Raw genomic sequence first — 15,706 nt, forward strand, 5'->3', positions numbered from 1 at the left:
ACTTGCACTGAGCGACAGCCGTCACCTTGTACTTCTCGGTGAAGCTGCGAGGGTTAGGATTTTCCATGGCCCCTACGCTCAATATGTCGAACCCATTCGGGCAATGCCGTCTAATACTGCGTTCACACGGCGGAGCGGTCGTATCGTCAAACGTGTTGCCAGGCTCGTAGCAGGTGGCCACATACCGTCCATCATGCGTGCCTCGCTCGCCCAGCCAATCATCGAAGCGATCTAAGCCACCCTGGATCGACGTGCAACCAATAAGTGTCAACATAACAACGGTCGCTGATAACACGCGGAGAATGCGGGATGGATTTAGCATTTCTAAGCACAGTGGCAATGAATGAACGCCCCTAATCAACCAACGCTGGAGGCGCTTCACCATGGCATATCAATTACTTTTAAGTGTGAAGTTGGTGTTAATAGACCGGCTAACTCCAGTTGAGCCAAGACCCAATGAAGTTTGAAATCCGCCTATTGTGAGTGAAGACCAATTCTCGTTCCACGACCCATCGAAACCTCTACCAATAGAGGCACTGGCGCCACTATCGAAGCTGAATGTCGTGCCAATCTAACTGTTTGAAAACTCGTAAGAAACGGCACCGACAGTGACCTTGCTCTAACCGTTGAGTTCGCCACCAGGCGTGAACGATGCACTGAACTCAAAATGGTCTTGTGTGGTCCTGAAGCCCACGCTGCCATTCGTTGATGTGCCGTTGTAGAGGCTGTCCCAAACGCGTTTCCTTGCTCGACAGTGACCTAGCATGACCGGTCTTGACCTTTCCATTGAAGGTGGCGGTGTCGACCTGCCACTTTGAAAGTGGCGCCAATGACGCGCCCATTTTCTTTCCATGCATCTGCTTGGAAAAGAATTTCATCTTCAGGCATGGGTAGTCCTGGCCCATTCGGATTTCTGGCAGTTGGGAACGCGTCCCGATCAGTGTGGGTGCGATCCTTATCCGAAGAAGTCATCGCAATCTCCATGTCTTTTACAAGCATAACAAGCGTGGCAAGCCGTCATAGGCAGGTCGCGCTGTCTTGCTGGTCCCATAAGTGGCTCAGCACGCGCCAAGGGTTCACCCTCCAAAGGGGCCAGCCTTGATAGGAAGAACAGTTCCATGGCGAGAAAGCGGCCTGACCTGCAGCCAGGCACCGATCGCCCCTCCCTGGCAGGAGGTGGGAAGCCCGGGCTCGCCCGGGCTTTTTTTGCGCGCGCGCTGGCGCCGATGGCGGGCGGTGTCTACCGCATGCGACAGCTTGATTCAGCGTCTCCCTGCGAGGCGAGATTGGCTGTGAAACGTATCGTGAGCGCCGCGTGTAGGTGATATGCTCCGTGCACAGGGCCAGCGACGTCACACTAGGGGGCCGGATGAGCTGCGACAGCGCCGCATCCACCGCACGCGGCACAATTTCCAACGCTGCTGCGGTCGCTCCGAAGCCGAATGAGCTGGCGGTGCTGACCGCCGCGGAACTGCGCTTGTTTTCCGAGTTCGGCAGCGCCCGCGCGGTGCGCGCCGGCGACGTGTTGTTCCGTCGCGGCGACGGCGGCAGCGCCATGTTCGTGATCACCAGCGGCGTGATCGACCTGGATTTCGGCGAGGATCTGCTGGTGAAGCATCTCGGTCATGGCGAATTCTTCGGCGAACTGGGCCTGCTGATCGGCAACCACATGCGCAGCGCCGACGCCATCGCCGCCAGCGACGGCGCCCTGGTGGAACTGGACCACGACGACTTCCAGCGCCTGGTCGAGCGCGACCCCGGCGTGGTCGCCTACTTCCTCCGTCGCACCATCATGCGCGTGGTGATGAGCGAGCAGGCCCTGATCCACCAGCTGCGCCGTCGCAACCGCGACCTGGAAGCGGCGCTGGACAACCTCTACACCACCACCCACCAGCTCAGCCAGACCGAAGAGCTGGTGCGCACCGACGAACTCACCGGCCTGCACAACCGCCGCGGGCTGATCCTGCGCCTGCAGGAATGCAGCCGCGACGGCCGCTCGCCCGGACCGGGCCTGCTGCTGATCGACTGCGACCGCTTCAAGCACATCAACGACGCCCACGGCCACCTGGCCGGCGACCGCGTGCTGCAGAACGTCGCCAACATCCTGCGCTCGGTGGCCGGGCCGGACGACACCGCCTGCCGTCTGGGCGGCGACGAGTTCTGCCTGCTGGTCGCCGCCGGCACCGTCGAGGACCTGCGCCGCATCGGCGAGTTCGTGCTCGCCACCGTGCAGAACCTGCTGGGCGTGCCGCATCCGGCGCCGCACATCTGTCCGGTCAGCATCGGCATCAGCCGGGTCGATCCGCAGTCGGACTGGAACGACTGGTACGCCAACGCCGATGCGGCGCTGTACGAGGCCAAGCGCCTGGGCGGCAACCGCCTGTACTGGCACGACCTCGCCTCCGTTTCCTGCTGAGCCAGCGCGTCCCCGCCAAGCCGCCGCCATGACCGACGCCCCGCCCGCCCAGCCCGAGGTCCCGCAGCTCCGCACGCTGCTGTTGACCGACCTGTGCGACTCGGTGGCGCTGGTGGAAAAGCTCGGCGACGCCAACGCCGCCGAGCTGTTCAAGCTGCACGACGCGCTGGTGCTGGAGCTGCAGCAGCGCTGGCGCGGGCGCCTGATCGACCGCTCCGACGGCCTGTTGCTGCTGTTCGAACGGCCGATCGACGGCCTCGGCTTCGCCCTGGACTACGGCCGTGGCCTGCGCGACCTGGGCGCGCAGCGCAAGCTCGACCTGAAAGTGCGCGCCGGCCTGCACGTGGGCGAAGTGCTGACCTGGCGCAACAGCGACGCGGCGGTGCGGGTGGGCGCCAAGCCGCTGGAAGTGGAAGGCCTGGCCAAGCCCACCGCGGCACGGCTGATGACCCTGGCCCGGCCCGGGCAGATCCTGCTTTCGGCGGTGGCCGAGTCGCTGACCCACCGCGCCGCGCGCGAACTGGGCGAGCGCGGCGAACGCCTGCTGTGGAAATCGCACGGCCGCTGGCGCTTCAAGGGCGTGCCGACCCCGCTGGAGATCTACGAAGTCGGCGAGATCGGCCACACCCCGCTGCGCGCGCCCAGGCCCACGCCCAAGGCCTGGCGCGACATCCCGCTATGGCGCCGGCCGGCGGCGCTGGCCGCCGAGGTCGCGCTGATCGCCGCCTGCGCAGTCGGCATCTGGTTCGTCACCCGCCCGCAGCCGGCCATCGCCTTCGCCGAGCGCGACTGGGTGGTGGTGGGGGACCTGCACAATCTGACCGGCGACACCGTGTACGACGACACCATCGATGCGGCGTTGCGGGTCGCTCTGGAGCAGTCGCGCTACGTCAACGTGCTGGCCGATGCGCGGGTGCGCGAGGCGTTGAAGATGATGGGCCGTGACGCCAACGTCCCGGTGGACCGCAAGCTCGGTGCCGAAGTCGCGCAGCGCACGGGGGCGCGCGCGCTGCTGCTGCCGACGGTGTCCGATGCCGATGGCAAGATCCGCATCAGTATCGAAGTGGTCGATCCGAACACCGAAGCCACGGTGGTCACCGAATCGGCGACCGCGCGCGGCTCCGGCTCGGCGGTCGCGGCGCTGGGCGAGGCCAGCGACGCGCTGCGCAAGGCCTTCGGCGAGAGCGTGGCCTCGATCGAGAAGAGTTCGGCGCCGCTGGAGCGCGTCACCACCGACAACCTGGATGCGTTGCGCGCGTTCTCGCTGGGGCAGAAGGCCTACGCCGAACAGGATCTGCAGGCGGCGGAACTGCAGTTCCGGCAGGCGCTGGACATCGACCCGGATTTCGCCATGGCCAAGATCGGCCTGGCGCGCGTCGCCTACAGCAAGACCGACGTGCGCGCCGCGCAGCAACAGATGAGCAAAGCGATCGCCGACGTCGGCAGGCTGACCGATCGCGAACGTCTGTACGCCTTGGCGCAGGTGGCGTTCTTCGGATGGCAGAAGGACTATCCGGAAAAATGGGTCGCGTTGTCGCAGCTGTACCCGGACTATCACGTCGCCGCGTTCAATGCGGCGACGAGCATGCGCGACGGCAATCGGTTCAGGGAAATGTTCGAGTACGCCGATCGCGCTGCGGCGCCGCAGGCGGTGACCCGTCCGGTCGCGATCAACTTCCGCGCCATCGCCGGTTCGGCGCTGGGCCGGGTGGCCGAGGCCGAGCGCGACTATCGGCAGGCCGAGGCCTTGGGGTTCCGCAAGAACTCGGTCCAGTTCGCATTGGTCGAGGCCGCCGAGTTCAAGTTCAAGGACGCCGTCGCCATGCTGCATCCGGTGTCCGGAGAGCCGCCGTTCGCGGCCAACGAACGGGCCGCGGCGTACCTCAATGTCCTGGCCGATCAGGGCGAGTGGGACGCGGCCGCACGCCAGGCTGCCGCGCTCAGGGCCGCGGTCGGCGCCCCGGACCTGCCGTTCGACTGGGGCGCACGCACTTCCGCGCTGGCGATCATGCGCCGCACCGCGGACAGGAAGGCGGTGCTGCAGGAAGCGCAGACACTGGTGGCGCAGGCGGAAAGCGGCTTGAAGAACAGTGCCGGTCGGGCCCAGGCGGCGGTGGCGAACGCGGCGCTCTATGCGGGCTACGTGGCGGCCATCAACGGCGATGTGCAGATCGCCCGGCATGCCTTGAGCGTGGCCCAGCCGATCATCGACATCGCCCCCTATCCCTTGCTCAAGAATCTGTCGACCATCGTCCAAGCCCGGATCGCCCTGCAGGCCGGCAAGCCACAGGCAGCGCTGGACCTGTTGAAGCCTTTCGACCAGCCATGGGCGCTGACCCTGACCAGGATCGAGCGGCTGGCGGCGGAAGCGGCGCTGGGCCGCGATGTGGGCGATGCGCTGGCAGCGCTGAAGACGGTCGACTGGCGCGGTCGGGTCTATGCAGAATGGGCGGCCGAACGGCCGCCCTCGATCGAGTCGCTGGGGTTGCCGCAGCGGCTCAACGACAAAATACCACCCAGCCCAAGCTCCCCTCAAATTGCTTCGCCAGCAGTTCCAGATTCGCTTCGATCTCTTCCTTGCTCGGGAGATTCACCGCGCCCGGCAAAATGCTCGGGTCAAGGGTAAATCCATATTCGGCGAACGCCGCGACGGGATCTTGTTCCACTGCGGCGCGAAAGGCGTCGTCGCTGGCGAGGCGTTGCATTAAGGACCGTGCATTATCGAGAGTGGTCATTGGTATGCGCTCATGGGTGGGTTATTGCCCAGGCGAATGATTCGTTGCGTGCAACGGCCTGGGATTCAAGTGTAGCGTACTTTTCGTGGCATCCAGGTTGCCGACGCCGTTGGCGCCGATCACCATCGTGGCAAGCGGATCCAGCGCCAGCAGGCGCCCGGCATCGGTGTCGTTGATGGCGGCGGTATAGAATGCGCCGAGCCCGCTTTCTGCCGCCAGTAAATAGAATGTCTGGCTCAGATGTCCCGAGTCCAGTAACACGGCCTTGTACGCCTTCGGATGGCGCCGGTATTTCCAATGGTGGCGATCCAGTCGCGCGACATGGAAGACGAGCGCGCTGGAATCTGCGAAGTAATGCTGGCCGATGGTCAGATCCGAGGCCATGGTGCGTGCTTGGGACGCGCTCAGGTCGATTATCTTCGCAAGCCGGTGCGTATCGGATTCATAATGGTAGAAACCTGGCGCCACGCCTTCCACGTCCATGATCAAGGGATAGGCCTCGATCGGGTGCAGCGCTCCGCCGGAAGGGCTGGTTCGGCGGACTGCGACGTGCCCGGGCGCGATTTCCTCCACGCCCATCGCGCCGAAGGTGCCGAACAGCACGCGCGCCAGCGCTGCCATGGGCAGGGGCCGGGTGCGGTCGAAATGGCGCGTGGTACGCCTGCGCTGCAGGACGTCGGCCAGGTCGCCCTGCAGTGGCGACGCGGGCAATTGCAGATGCGCCAGCGCGTCGTGCCGCTTGGGAAAATGCGGCGGTAGCGCGCCATGCGCCGCGATGTGCTTGTCGAGCCGGGCGCGCTCTGCGTCGTTGCCGTGCTCCCGGCTGCCTTCATCGCCGGTGATGCCCGACCAGGCGGTCATGCGATGGTAGACGCTGGCCAGCGGATGCCAGCCGATGGCGTCGAGCGTGGCCTGGCCGTCGAGCAAGGCGGCGCTGGCGCCGTCCGGCGCATCGCAAAGGACGATGCCGTCCTCGATCATCTTGCCGAGGAGCGCAGCGTTGCAGCCCGCGCGCTGTTCGAGATCGCCTACGTCGGTCCAGGCGTCTCCCGGAAGCGCGGCCATGAGGGCCAGCGCCTCGGGCGTCAGGGGAATCCGCCTGCCGCTGATCTGGCACAGCAACGTGATGGCGACGCTGCGCGTGAGCGTCACCGATCCGTTGAGCAGCGCCGACAGGTCGGGGAGCAGCAGGTCCCCGATTTCGATGATGCAGTGCTGCCTTCGGCGGACTTTCATGTTCGCGGATCGGGTAGGGATGGAAGTTTCGTGGGACCGCTGCCGTCGCCCCGCGCCGTTGCGGAAAGCGACACAACGGCGACCCCCGGGACGCGCTCGGCGACGCCGCAGTATGCCGGAGTTCGTCGCCCTATCGCGCGGCCTTCTCTTTCAGCCAATGCTCCAGCAACGGCCCCTCCGCCCCGAGCAGCGGATCGCTGCGTGGGAACGGCACGTTGGCGATCCGTTGCAGCATTTCGGCCGTGGGCGCGTCCCGGCAGATGTCCCAGTCCTGCCCATCGGGATAGGCGCCGACGACCAGGAAGTCGGCGCTGGCCGACAGCCGGCAATGGCCGGTACCGGCCGGCAACAGCAGTGCGTCGCCGGCCGCGAGTGCGACCTCGAGGCCGCCCGGGCCGCCGAGCAGCACGCGGGCGGTTCCGCGGGCGATGCCCAGCACCTCGTGCGCGGTGGAATGGTAGTGGTGGTAGGCGTAGATGCCGTCGCGCCATTGCGGCGGCCAGCCATGCGTGCCGAAGCGGCGTTCGAAGCCGTCGGCATCCAGGGCGCCGACGCACTGCCGGTAATGCAGCACCGGCAGGAACGGGTGGTTGGGCACCCAGGCGTGCGGCGGCAGTTGCCAGTGGTCCAGCAGCATCGCGGGTCTCCTGCGCAGGCGGTCGGCAGGCCGATGCTAATCGGGCAATGTCGTCGCCGTGTCGCCGTGTCGCCGTGTCGCCGTGTCGCCGCGGGAGGCGAGTGCGACAGGGCATCGCGCGGCGCTCGGCCGAGTGGCGTGTTGGCCGCGCGATGGGGCGTGTCGCCGCGGCGACACGACGGTCCTGGTCCGTCGTCAGTGCAGGGGAACGCTGTCCACGTCGCCGCGCTGGTGCGTGCCCAGCCGCCCGACCATTGCCGCGCTGCTCGGATTCAGTCCCACCACCTGGACCTGTGCGCCGTGGCGGCGGAACTTCAGCACCACCTGGTCCAGCGCGCCGATGGCGCTGATGTCCCAGACGTGCGCGTGGCTCAGGTCCAGGGTGACCCGTGCCGGGGCCTGGGTGAAGTCGAAGGCGCCGGCGAAGCTCGCGGCCGAGGCGAAGAACAGCTGGCCGCGAATGCGGTAGGTGTGGCCGCCGTCCGCGTCCTGGCTTCGGTCGATGTGGAGCAGGCGCCCGACCTTGCGTGCGAAGAACAGCGCCGACAGCAACACACCAGTGAGCACGCCGCGTGCCAGGTCGTGGGTGGCCACGGTCACCGCGACGGTGCCGAGCATCACCACGCTGGAACTGGCCGGATGGGTGCGCAGCTGCGCCAGCGAGCGCCAGCTGAAGGTGCCGACCGAGACCATGATCATCACCGCTACCAAGGCGGCCATCGGGATCTGCCGCACCCAGGCGCCGGCGAACACCACCAGCAGCAACAGCACGCTGCCGGCGACCAGCGCGGACAGGCGGCCGCGGCCGCCGGACTTCACGTTGATCACCGACTGCCCGATCATCGCGCAGCCGGCCATGCCGCCGAACAGGCCGCTGACCAGGTTGGCCACGCCCTGGCCCACGCATTCGCGGTTCTTGTCGCTGGGCGTGTCGGTCATGTCGTCGACGATCTGCGCGGTCATCATCGACTCGAGCAGGCCGACCACCGCCATCGTCGCGGCGACCGGGAACACGATCCGCAGCGTCTCCAGCGTCCACGGCACCGCCGGCAGCACCAGGCTGGGCAGGCGATCGGGCAGCTGTCCCTTGTCGCCGACGGTGGGCACGTGGATGCCGAAGTACAGGGCCAGCCCGGTCAGCAGCACGATCGCCACCAGCGGCGACGGCACGGCCAGGCCGCGCGTCCAGCGGTGCCCGAGCAGCAGCGCCGCCGCGCCGCCCGCGGCCACCGGCAGCAGCGTCCACGGCGCCATGCTGCCCGCGGTCAACGCCGCGCCCAGCACCAGCAGCCACAGGCCGATGCCGGGGAAGCTGCGCTGCGACAGCCACGGCAGGCCGTAGATCAGCAGCAGGCCCAGCGCCACCAGCGGATACACCGGCGCGGGCACGCCGATCAGTTCGGGCAGTTGCGCCATCAAGATCAGGATCGCCAGCGCGTTGACGAAGCCGGTGATCACCGAGCGCGAGACGAAGCGCATCAGCGCGCCGAGCTTGAACAGCCCGGCCAGGATCTGCAGCACGCCGGTCAGCAGCGTGGCCGCCAGCAGGTAGGGCAGGCCGTGCTGCTTGACCAGGCCGATCATCAGCAGCGCCATCGCGCCGGTGGCCGCGGAGATCATCCCGGGGCGCCCGCCGGCGAAGGCGATGGTCACGCAGATGCAGAAGGCGGCATACAGGCCGATCTTGGGATCGACCCCGGCGATGATCGAGAACGCGATCGCCTCGGGAATCAGCGCCAGTGCCACGACCAGGCCGGCGAGGACGTCGCCGCGGAGATTGCCGCACCAGGACTGGTGCAGGGAAGAGGTGAATTTCAAGGTAAACGCTCCTGACACCGCCCCTGGCGTGGGGCAGCGCTGTGTTCGACGGACGAATCAGTAACCCGCGGCCTGCCGTGGAAGGCGGACCGATGCGAGGCGCGGGTGTCAGGGTGGCGTCATGAGCGACAACGTGGGAGCGGGCACGCGCACAGCGGCGCGGTGGGCCAGTATACGCAAGGCCCGCCGCCCGGCCCGGCCGCGTTGCGCACGCTGTGACCGCAGGCACGCCGGCCGCGCCGCACGGCTCACGTTACGCTCACTTTCGCCGCGCAGAATGGGCGGACCGTAGCGCTGTGTCCGTGGAGTCGGCCATGCAGGATCTTCGTCTCGACCATGTCGATGGCGCCTTGTCCGCCCTGGACCAGGCCGACCCCCAGCACAAGGCCGCGCTGTGGCAGTGGGCGTGCCTGGAAATGCTGCACGAGACGCTCAGCGCCATGCATCAGCTCTCGCACCGCGCCGGTGTCGCCGACCTGGTCGCCGACGCGTGGCTGGCGCCGGTGGACGTGATCGCGCCGGAGCAGCCGTTCCTGCAGCGCGCCGCGCTGGCCGATCCGCGCGTGCAGGTCTTCGCGCTGGCGCTGAATGCGGCCCCGTCGCGGCAGTCGCGTGCCGAGTTGTGGCGCAGCGGCTACGCCAGTGCGATCCGGGCGACGCTGCAGGGCATGCAGGCCCTGGCCGGCAAGCACCGGATCGACGCGCAACTGCCCGCGCACGCCGCGGTCGCCTGAGACACGGCGGGGGCGCCGCCACGCCCGCATCGTCGCAACGGCCGAACGCTGCCGGCATCCCCCCATCGTGCGCGATCCTTGCGGCGGCATCGCCACGGCACGCGCGTCCTGCACACGCGCTGACGCGCGCACCACGCTGCGTTCACCCGCATACCACGGCATGCGCCACAGCCTGGGCGCATGGCTCACGACGATCGTCCCTCCGCCGCGCCGCCGGCCTCGCGCCGCCGCGACCCGACGCCCGGTCCCACCGCCAGCGGCGCGTCCGAAGCGGCGGCATGGTGGCGGCAACTGCGCCTGGGCCGCTGGTTGGCGGTGGCGGCCCTGCTGCTGGGCCTGGCCCTGGCCATCGTCCTGCTGCTGCGTGGGGTGGGACATGGGTGAGGCGCCCCGGCCTGCCGATATGCCGCAGGGGGGCGCGCAGGCGGCGGCTCCCGCCGCGCACAGCAACGTGCGCGCCTTCCACCTGCGTGGGTCTTCGCCCGAGGGCCACGAGGCCGCCACCCATGCCTGGGTGGTCGCCGAGGTGGCGCGGCTGATGCGCCTGCCGCTGCACGACGACCACGTTGCCGCCGGCGTCGGCGGGTTCTACGTGCCGGACGAGACCCTGACCGCCGCGCATGCCGCGCACCTGGGCGTGCGCAGCGCCGCCGACCTGCTCGGCGGCGTGGTGCCGCATGCCTTCGTCGCCACCAAGGCGATCAGCCATCCCCTGGTGGACGCCGACGCGCAGGCGCCGGCCGGGTGGCAACCGGCGCTGGGCGCGGCGCTGGCGGCGGTGACGCTGCCCGGCTACACCGCCTTCAACGCGGCCGATGCGCGGCGTGCGTATGCGCGCCTGTGCCAGGGCGGGCCGGTGCGGCTGAAGCTGTCGCACGGGGTCGGCGGCATGGGGCAGGTGCTGCTCGACGACGCATCGGCGCTGGAGGCGGCGCTGGCGCGGCTGCCCGCGGCGGAATTGACGCGGCACGGCGCGGTGCTGGAGCGGCATCTGCAGCAGCCCACCACCTTCAGCATCGGTGAGATGCACTGCGCCGGCGTGACCATCGCCTATTGCGGCACGCAGACGGTCACCCGCGACGGCCGCGGCCGCGAGGCGTATGGCGGCTCGGAACTGCAGGTGATCCGCGGCACCCTCGCGACGTTGCTGGAGCAGGCATTGCCGCCCCGGCAGCGCACCGCGGTCATGAAGGCGCGCGACTACGACCGCCTGGTGGCCGCGGCCTATCCGGACTTCTTCGCGTCGCGGCGCAACTACGATGTGATCGACGGAGTCGTGCAGGACGCCACCTCCGTCTGCGGTGTGCTGGAGCAGTCCTGGCGCGTCGGCGGCGCCACGCCGGCGGAACTGGCCGCGGTCGCCGCGTTCCAGCAGGCGCCGACGCTGCAGCGGGTGATCGCGGCCACCGTCGAACGCTACGGCGCGCCGCCGCCGCCCCCGGCCGGGGCCCAGGTCTATTATGTCGGCGAGGCGCCGCAGATCGGCCTGCTGACCAAATACCGCTACATGCGCAGCGCGCAATGACGATGGAAGCAGAACTCTCCAGCATCGACATCCCGGTCGACGGCACGGCGCTGAGCGGCACCCTGCTGACCCCGACCGATCGCCTGCCCGGCGTGCTGTTCGTGCATGGCTGGGGCGGCAACCAGCACCACAACCTGGTGCGCGCGCGCGAGGCGGCCGGCCTGGGCTGCGTGTGTCTGACCTTCGACCTGCGCGGCCACGAGGGCTTGGCGTCGATGCGCGAGACGGTGACGCGCGCGCAGAACCTGGACGACATCAAGGCCGCCTACGACCGCCTGGCGGCGTCGCCGCAGGTGGATCCGGAGGCGATCGCGGTGGTGGGTCTGAGCTACGGCGGCTACCTTGCTGCATTGCTGACGCTGGAGCGGCCGGTGGAATGGCTGGCGCTGCGCTCGCCGGCGCTGTACATGGACGCGCACTGGGACGGGCCGAAGGTGGCGCTGAACCGCGATCCGGAGCTGATGCCGTACCGGCACCGCGCGGTGGCGCCCGCCGACAACCGCGCCCTGGCCGCCTGCGCGCGCTTCGGCGGCGATGTGCTGCTGGTGGAGGCCGAGCGCGACGTGATCGTGCCGGGGCAGGTGCTGCGCAACTACGCGGCGGCGTTCTCCCGCGCGCGCTCGTTGACCACGCGCACGATCGCCGGCGCCGATCACGCGCTGACCGACAAGGCGCATCAGGCCGCCTACACGCGCTACCTGATCGACTGGCTGACCGACATGGTGATCGGGCGTCGCGTGGCCCTGGCCAGCCGCCTGGTCGAACAGCGCAAGCAGCGTCTCAAGCACAGCGAGGGCCAGGCGGCGACCGCGCCGGGCAAGGGCTCGAACGCGTTCCATGGCCGCCTGACAGCGAAGGAGCGCAGCGCTTCGCCGCCGCCGCCGCCGCCGCGTTGAGCGCAGCACGCATGAGGCGTGCAACCGTTGCGCGTGCAGCGCAGGTGCTGCGCACGCGCGACGCCGCGCTGTCCGGTTGTCGCGCGCTGCGCCAACAGACGGCGTCTTGCACGCGCATCCCGTCACTACGGAAGCCCTCGCTGCAGGAGCGGCTTCAGCCGCGACGGACTTCACCGGGAACGCTCGGTCGCGGCTGAAGCCGCTCCTAAGGGAGTGGCGCCGCGCGCCGCAAGACCTGTCCTCAGTGACGCCGGCTCGAATGCGCCAGGTGCTGCCAGGCATGCCGCACCAGCCAGCGCGCCTCGTCCCATGGCACCGACAGCATCGGCACGCACTGGTGGTAGGCATCCTGCAGTACCCGATACAGCTGCGCCTCGTTGGCGCGCGGGTAGGCCAGATAGACGTCGTAGCCGATCTTCAGCAACTGCGCGTAGTCGGCGAAACCCTGGTGGCCGAGGCGGCCCTCGGCATGGGCCTGCCGCCAGTACGCCATCTCGGCGTCCAGATCGATGCTGGCGCGAGCGCGGGTCGGTTGGTCAAGCGCGGAGACGGTGTGCATGACATCACCCCGGTGTCGACGATCCCCTGTGCCCCGGATGCTAACCCGGGACTGAACGCCGGCCGTGAGGATTGCGTTCGCCGCGCGTGAAGCCACGCGCAGACACCTCCGCGGATCTAGCGTCATGGGATGGCCTGCACCCTTCTCGATGCTCCGCGGATCGTGGTCTTGCGGTTGCCGCGGCGCCGCCCCACGGGCATGCCGACACGGTCCTGCCACCGCGCCGCGCCATGCTGCACTGCAGCTTGCGCCGAAATGGTGATGATCTATAACTATTGTCAGACATAAGTGATCCGCTCCTCCCCCCTCCCCATGCAGGCCTATCCATGAGCAGCTACCAAGACCGCTGGCAGACCGTCCAAGTCGAGATCGACGCAGGCATCGCCTGGGTCACCCTGAACCGCCCGGACAAGCGCAACGCGATGAGCCCCACGCTCAACCGCGAGATGATCGACGTGCTGGAGACCCTGGAGCTGGACAGCAGCGCCGAAGTGCTGGTGCTGACCGGCGCCGGCGAATCCTGGTCGGCCGGCATGGACCTGAAGGAATACTTCCGCGAGACCGACGGCAAGGAAGAGATCGTGCAGGAGCGCATGCGCCGCGATTGTTCGCAGTGGCAGTGGCGCCTGCTGCGCTTCTACAGCAAGCCGACCATCGCCGCGGTCAACGGCTGGTGCTTCGGCGGCGCGTTCTCGCCGCTGGTGGCCTGCGACCTGGCCATCGCCGCCGATGAGGCGGTGTTCGGCTTGTCGGAGATCAACTGGGGCATTCCCCCGGGCAACCTGGTCAGCAAGGCCGTCGCCGACACCATGGGCCACCGCAACGCCCTGCTCTACATCATGACCGGACGCACCTTCACCGGCCCCGAGGCGGCGCAGATGGGCCTGGTCAACGCCAGCGTGCCGCGCGCGCAGCTGCGCGCCGAGGTGACCAAGCTGGCGCAGGAACTGCAGCAGAAGAACCCGGTGGTGCTGCGCTTCGCCAAGCACGGCTTCAAGCGCTGCCGCGAACTGACCTGGGAGCAGAACGAGGACTACCTGTACGCCAAGGTCGACCAGTCCAATCACCGCGATCCCGAGAAGGGCCGGCAACAGGGCCTGAAGCAGTTCCTGGACGACAAAACCATCAAGCCCGGTCTGCAGACCTACAAGCGCTGACCCGTCGCGTCGCCTGCGGCCCCGCGGGGCCGCAGGCGACGCTGCCGCTGGCCGTGCCGTCTCTCTCCTCCGGATGGTTCCGATGAATGCCGCTGAGTCTGTTGCCACCGCCGCGCGCTACCGTCCTGTCGGACTGAGCCACGCGGATACCGAGGTCCACCGCGATGCCGACGGCGTGCTGCGCTTGCGCGCGCGCGAACCGCTGGCGCCGCTGCCACGGCACCTGCTGCAGCGCCTGCAGCACTGGGCGCTGCACACCCCCGATGCGACCTTCGTGGCGCAGCGCGACGAAGATGGGCAGTGGCGACGCCTGAGCTATGCGCAGATGCTCGAGCGCACCCGCCGCATCGCCGCGCACCTGCTGGACATGGGGCTGTCGGCGCAACGGCCGCTGGCGATCCTGTCCGGCAACGATCTGGAGCACCTGCAGCTGGCGTTCGCGGCGATGTACGCCGGCATCCCGTACTGCCCGGTGTCGCCGGGCTATGCGTTGCTGTCGCGCGATTTCGCCAAGCTGCGGCATGTGGCCGAGGTGCTGCGCCCGGGCCTGCTGTTCTCCAGCGACGGCGACGCGTTCGCCCCGGCGATCGCTGCCGTGTTCCCCGCCGACGTACCGGCAGTGTGCGTGCGCGGAACCGTGCGCGACCGCGCCTGCCTGCGCTTCGAGGACCTGTTGGCGCCGCGCGCGCTGGACGCCGCCGATGCCGCCTTCGCCGCCTGCGGCCCGGACAGCATCGCCAAGTTCCTGTTCACCTCCGGCTCCACCCTGTTGCCCAAGGCGGTGATCACCACCCAGCGCATGCTGTGCGCGAACCAGCAGATGCTGCTGCAGACCTTCCCGGTGCTCGGCGAGACGCCGGTGCTGGTCGACTGGTTGCCGTGGAACCACACCTTCGGCGGCAGCCACAACATCGGCATCGCCCTGTACAACGGCGGCAGCTTCTACCTCGACGACGGCAAGCCGACCCCGGCGCTGTTCGAGCAGACCCTGCGCAACCTGCGCGAGATCGCGCCCACCGTGTACCTGAGCGTACCGCGCGGCTGGGAGCAGCTGGCGCAGGCGCTGGAACAGGATGCGGCGCTGCGCGAGACCTTCCTGTCGCGCATGCGCATGTTCTTCTTCGCCGCCGCGGCGCTGTCGCAGGAGGTCTGGGACCGCCTGGAGCGCATCGCCGAGGCGCATTGCGGCGAGCGCATCCGCATGCTTGCCGGCCTGGGCATGACCGAGTGCGCGCCCTCGTGCACCTTCACCCACGGCACCAGCAACACGCCCGGTGACGTCGGCGTGCCGGCGCCGGGCTGCGAGGTCAAGCTGGTGCCGGTCGGCGACAAGCTGGAAGCGCGCTTCCGCGGCCCGCACGTGATGCCCGGCTACTGGAACGCGCCGCTGCAGAGCGCCGAGGCCTTCGACGAGGAAGGCTTCTACCGCTCCGGCGACGCGCTCAAGCCGATCGATCCGCAGCATCCCGAGCGCGGCCTGCTGTTCGACGGGCGCCTGGCCGAGGACTTCAAGCTGTCCTCCGGCGTGTTCGTCAGCGTCGGTCCGTTGCGCACGCGGGTGCTGATGGAAGGCGCCGCCTACGTGCAGGACGTGGTGGTCACCGGCGCCGACCGCGACGCCATCGGCCTGCTGCTGTTCCCGCGGCTGGACGCGCTGCAGGCGCTGTCCGGGCTGCCGGCACAGGCCGCGCCGGCGCAGGTGCTGCAGGCGCCGCCGGTGCGCGCCTGGCTGCAGCGCCTGCTCGACACGCTCAACCGCAGCGCCACCGGCAGCGCCAGCCAGGTCGCGCGCGTGGCCTGGCTGGAGCAGCCGCCGAGCCTGGAGGCCGGCGAAATCACCGACAAGGGCTCGATCAACCAGCGCAACGTGCTACGTACCCGTGCGGCGCTGGTCGAACAGCTCTACGCCGGGACCGCGCCGGGCGCGGTCGCGGCGCCGCCGTCATGACCAGGCCGCCCGGCCGCGGTACCGGATAGCCGGATCGCGCTTCTT

12 protein-coding genes and 1 pseudogene are annotated in these 15,706 nt (G+C 68.8%); 8 read left to right on the forward strand and 5 right to left on the reverse strand.

All coding sequences use genetic code 11. The annotated features are described in order from the left end of the window. Positions 1–1,369: 1,369 nt before the first annotated feature. Both NKJ47_RS02105 and NKJ47_RS02110 read left to right on the forward strand, forming a co-directional pair. Positions 1,370–2,416, forward strand: a complete 1,047-nt coding sequence (locus NKJ47_RS02105; protein WP_254459915.1) for a GGDEF domain-containing protein — start codon at positions 1,370–1,372, stop codon at positions 2,414–2,416. Between the two features lie 28 nt (positions 2,417–2,444). Beyond that, a complete protein-coding gene (locus NKJ47_RS02110; RefSeq protein WP_254459916.1) occupies positions 2,445–5,042 on the forward strand; it encodes a putative peptide modification system cyclase in 2,598 nt (865 codons plus the stop codon). Here the strand turns inward: NKJ47_RS02110 and NKJ47_RS20800 are convergent. The 4 genes and pseudogenes from NKJ47_RS20800 to NKJ47_RS02125 form a co-directional block, all read right to left on the reverse strand. Then, positions 4,981–5,151: pseudogene (locus NKJ47_RS20800) on the reverse strand (NHLP-related RiPP peptide); the annotation flags it as partial. The gene NKJ47_RS02110 and the pseudogene NKJ47_RS20800 sit on opposite strands and share 62 nt — an antisense overlap. A gap of 21 nt (positions 5,152–5,172) precedes the next feature. Then, positions 5,173–6,387 carry a putative peptide maturation dehydrogenase gene (locus NKJ47_RS02115; RefSeq protein WP_254459917.1) on the reverse strand — a complete coding sequence of 405 codons (1,215 nt, stop codon included), beginning with the start codon at positions 6,385–6,387 and terminating at the stop codon, positions 5,173–5,175. A gap of 130 nt (positions 6,388–6,517) precedes the next feature. Next, complete coding sequence (locus NKJ47_RS02120) at positions 6,518–7,024, reverse strand: cupin (protein ID WP_254459918.1); 507 nt, start codon at positions 7,022–7,024, stop codon at positions 6,518–6,520. 195 nt (positions 7,025–7,219) lie between these two features. Continuing rightward, complete coding sequence (locus NKJ47_RS02125; protein WP_254459919.1) at positions 7,220–8,842, reverse strand: SulP family inorganic anion transporter; 1,623 nt, start codon at positions 8,840–8,842, stop codon at positions 7,220–7,222. A gap of 314 nt (positions 8,843–9,156) precedes the next feature. On the opposite strand from NKJ47_RS02125, the gene NKJ47_RS02130 reads away from it, so the two are divergent. The 4 genes from NKJ47_RS02130 to NKJ47_RS02145 all read left to right on the forward strand — a co-directional run bounded on the left by NKJ47_RS02130 (position 9,157) and on the right by NKJ47_RS02145 (position 11,997). Then, positions 9,157–9,576: a hypothetical protein gene (locus tag NKJ47_RS02130; RefSeq protein ID WP_254459920.1), complete on the forward strand. Its 420-nt coding sequence runs from the start codon at positions 9,157–9,159 to the stop codon at positions 9,574–9,576. Between the two features lie 180 nt (positions 9,577–9,756). Next, a complete protein-coding gene (locus NKJ47_RS02135) occupies positions 9,757–9,960 on the forward strand; it encodes a hypothetical protein (protein ID WP_254459921.1) in 204 nt (67 codons plus the stop codon). A gap of 19 nt (positions 9,961–9,979) precedes the next feature. Continuing rightward, positions 9,980–11,101, forward strand: coding sequence for a DUF3182 family protein (locus tag NKJ47_RS02140; RefSeq protein WP_254459922.1), 1,122 nt, complete (start codon positions 9,980–9,982; stop codon positions 11,099–11,101). A gap of 2 nt (positions 11,102–11,103) precedes the next feature. Then, complete coding sequence (locus tag NKJ47_RS02145; protein WP_254461309.1) at positions 11,104–11,997, forward strand: alpha/beta hydrolase family protein; 894 nt, start codon at positions 11,104–11,106, stop codon at positions 11,995–11,997. A gap of 241 nt (positions 11,998–12,238) precedes the next feature. Here the strand turns inward: NKJ47_RS02145 and NKJ47_RS02150 are convergent, their stop codons facing one another. Then, positions 12,239–12,556, reverse strand: coding sequence for a hypothetical protein (locus tag NKJ47_RS02150; protein ID WP_254459923.1), 318 nt, complete (start codon positions 12,554–12,556; stop codon positions 12,239–12,241). A 326-nt stretch (positions 12,557–12,882) separates the two neighbouring features. Here NKJ47_RS02150 and NKJ47_RS02155 point away from each other — a divergent pair, with 326 nt between their 5' ends. Together NKJ47_RS02155 and NKJ47_RS02160 are read left to right on the forward strand one after the other, a co-directional pair. Further along, positions 12,883–13,713: a p-hydroxycinnamoyl CoA hydratase/lyase gene (locus NKJ47_RS02155; RefSeq protein ID WP_254459924.1), complete on the forward strand. Its 831-nt coding sequence runs from the start codon at positions 12,883–12,885 to the stop codon at positions 13,711–13,713. Positions 13,714–13,795: 82 nt separating this feature from the next. Beyond that, complete coding sequence (locus NKJ47_RS02160) at positions 13,796–15,661, forward strand: feruloyl-CoA synthase (RefSeq protein ID WP_254459925.1); 1,866 nt, start codon at positions 13,796–13,798, stop codon at positions 15,659–15,661. Positions 15,662–15,706: the final 45 nt, after the last annotated feature.

This window comes from Xanthomonas sacchari, assembly GCF_024266585.1.
Lineage (GTDB): Bacteria > Pseudomonadota > Gammaproteobacteria > Xanthomonadales > Xanthomonadaceae > Xanthomonas_A > Xanthomonas_A sacchari_C.

Bases quoted from the DNA above. Each gene is read 5' to 3' on its own strand.
- NKJ47_RS02150 (WP_254459923.1), bottom strand. From the start codon at position 12,556: ATGCACACCGTCTCCGCGCTTGACCAACCGACCCGCGCTCGCGCCAGC.
- NKJ47_RS02135 (WP_254459921.1), top strand. From the start codon at position 9,757: ATGGCTCACGACGATCGTCCCTCCGCCGCGCCGCCGGCCTCGCGCCGC.
- NKJ47_RS02160 (WP_254459925.1), top strand. From the start codon at position 13,796: ATGAATGCCGCTGAGTCTGTTGCCACCGCCGCGCGCTACCGTCCTGTC.
- NKJ47_RS02140 (WP_254459922.1), top strand. From the start codon at position 9,980: ATGCCGCAGGGGGGCGCGCAGGCGGCGGCTCCCGCCGCGCACAGCAAC.
- NKJ47_RS02110 (WP_254459916.1), top strand. From the start codon at position 2,445: ATGACCGACGCCCCGCCCGCCCAGCCCGAGGTCCCGCAGCTCCGCACG.
- NKJ47_RS02130 (WP_254459920.1), top strand. From the start codon at position 9,157: ATGCAGGATCTTCGTCTCGACCATGTCGATGGCGCCTTGTCCGCCCTG.
- NKJ47_RS02155 (WP_254459924.1), top strand. From the start codon at position 12,883: ATGAGCAGCTACCAAGACCGCTGGCAGACCGTCCAAGTCGAGATCGAC.
- NKJ47_RS02120 (WP_254459918.1), bottom strand. From the start codon at position 7,024: ATGCTGCTGGACCACTGGCAACTGCCGCCGCACGCCTGGGTGCCCAAC.
- NKJ47_RS02145 (WP_254461309.1), top strand. From the start codon at position 11,104: ATGGAAGCAGAACTCTCCAGCATCGACATCCCGGTCGACGGCACGGCG.
- NKJ47_RS02105 (WP_254459915.1), top strand. From the start codon at position 1,370: ATGAGCTGCGACAGCGCCGCATCCACCGCACGCGGCACAATTTCCAAC.
- NKJ47_RS02115 (WP_254459917.1), bottom strand. From the start codon at position 6,387: ATGAAAGTCCGCCGAAGGCAGCACTGCATCATCGAAATCGGGGACCTG.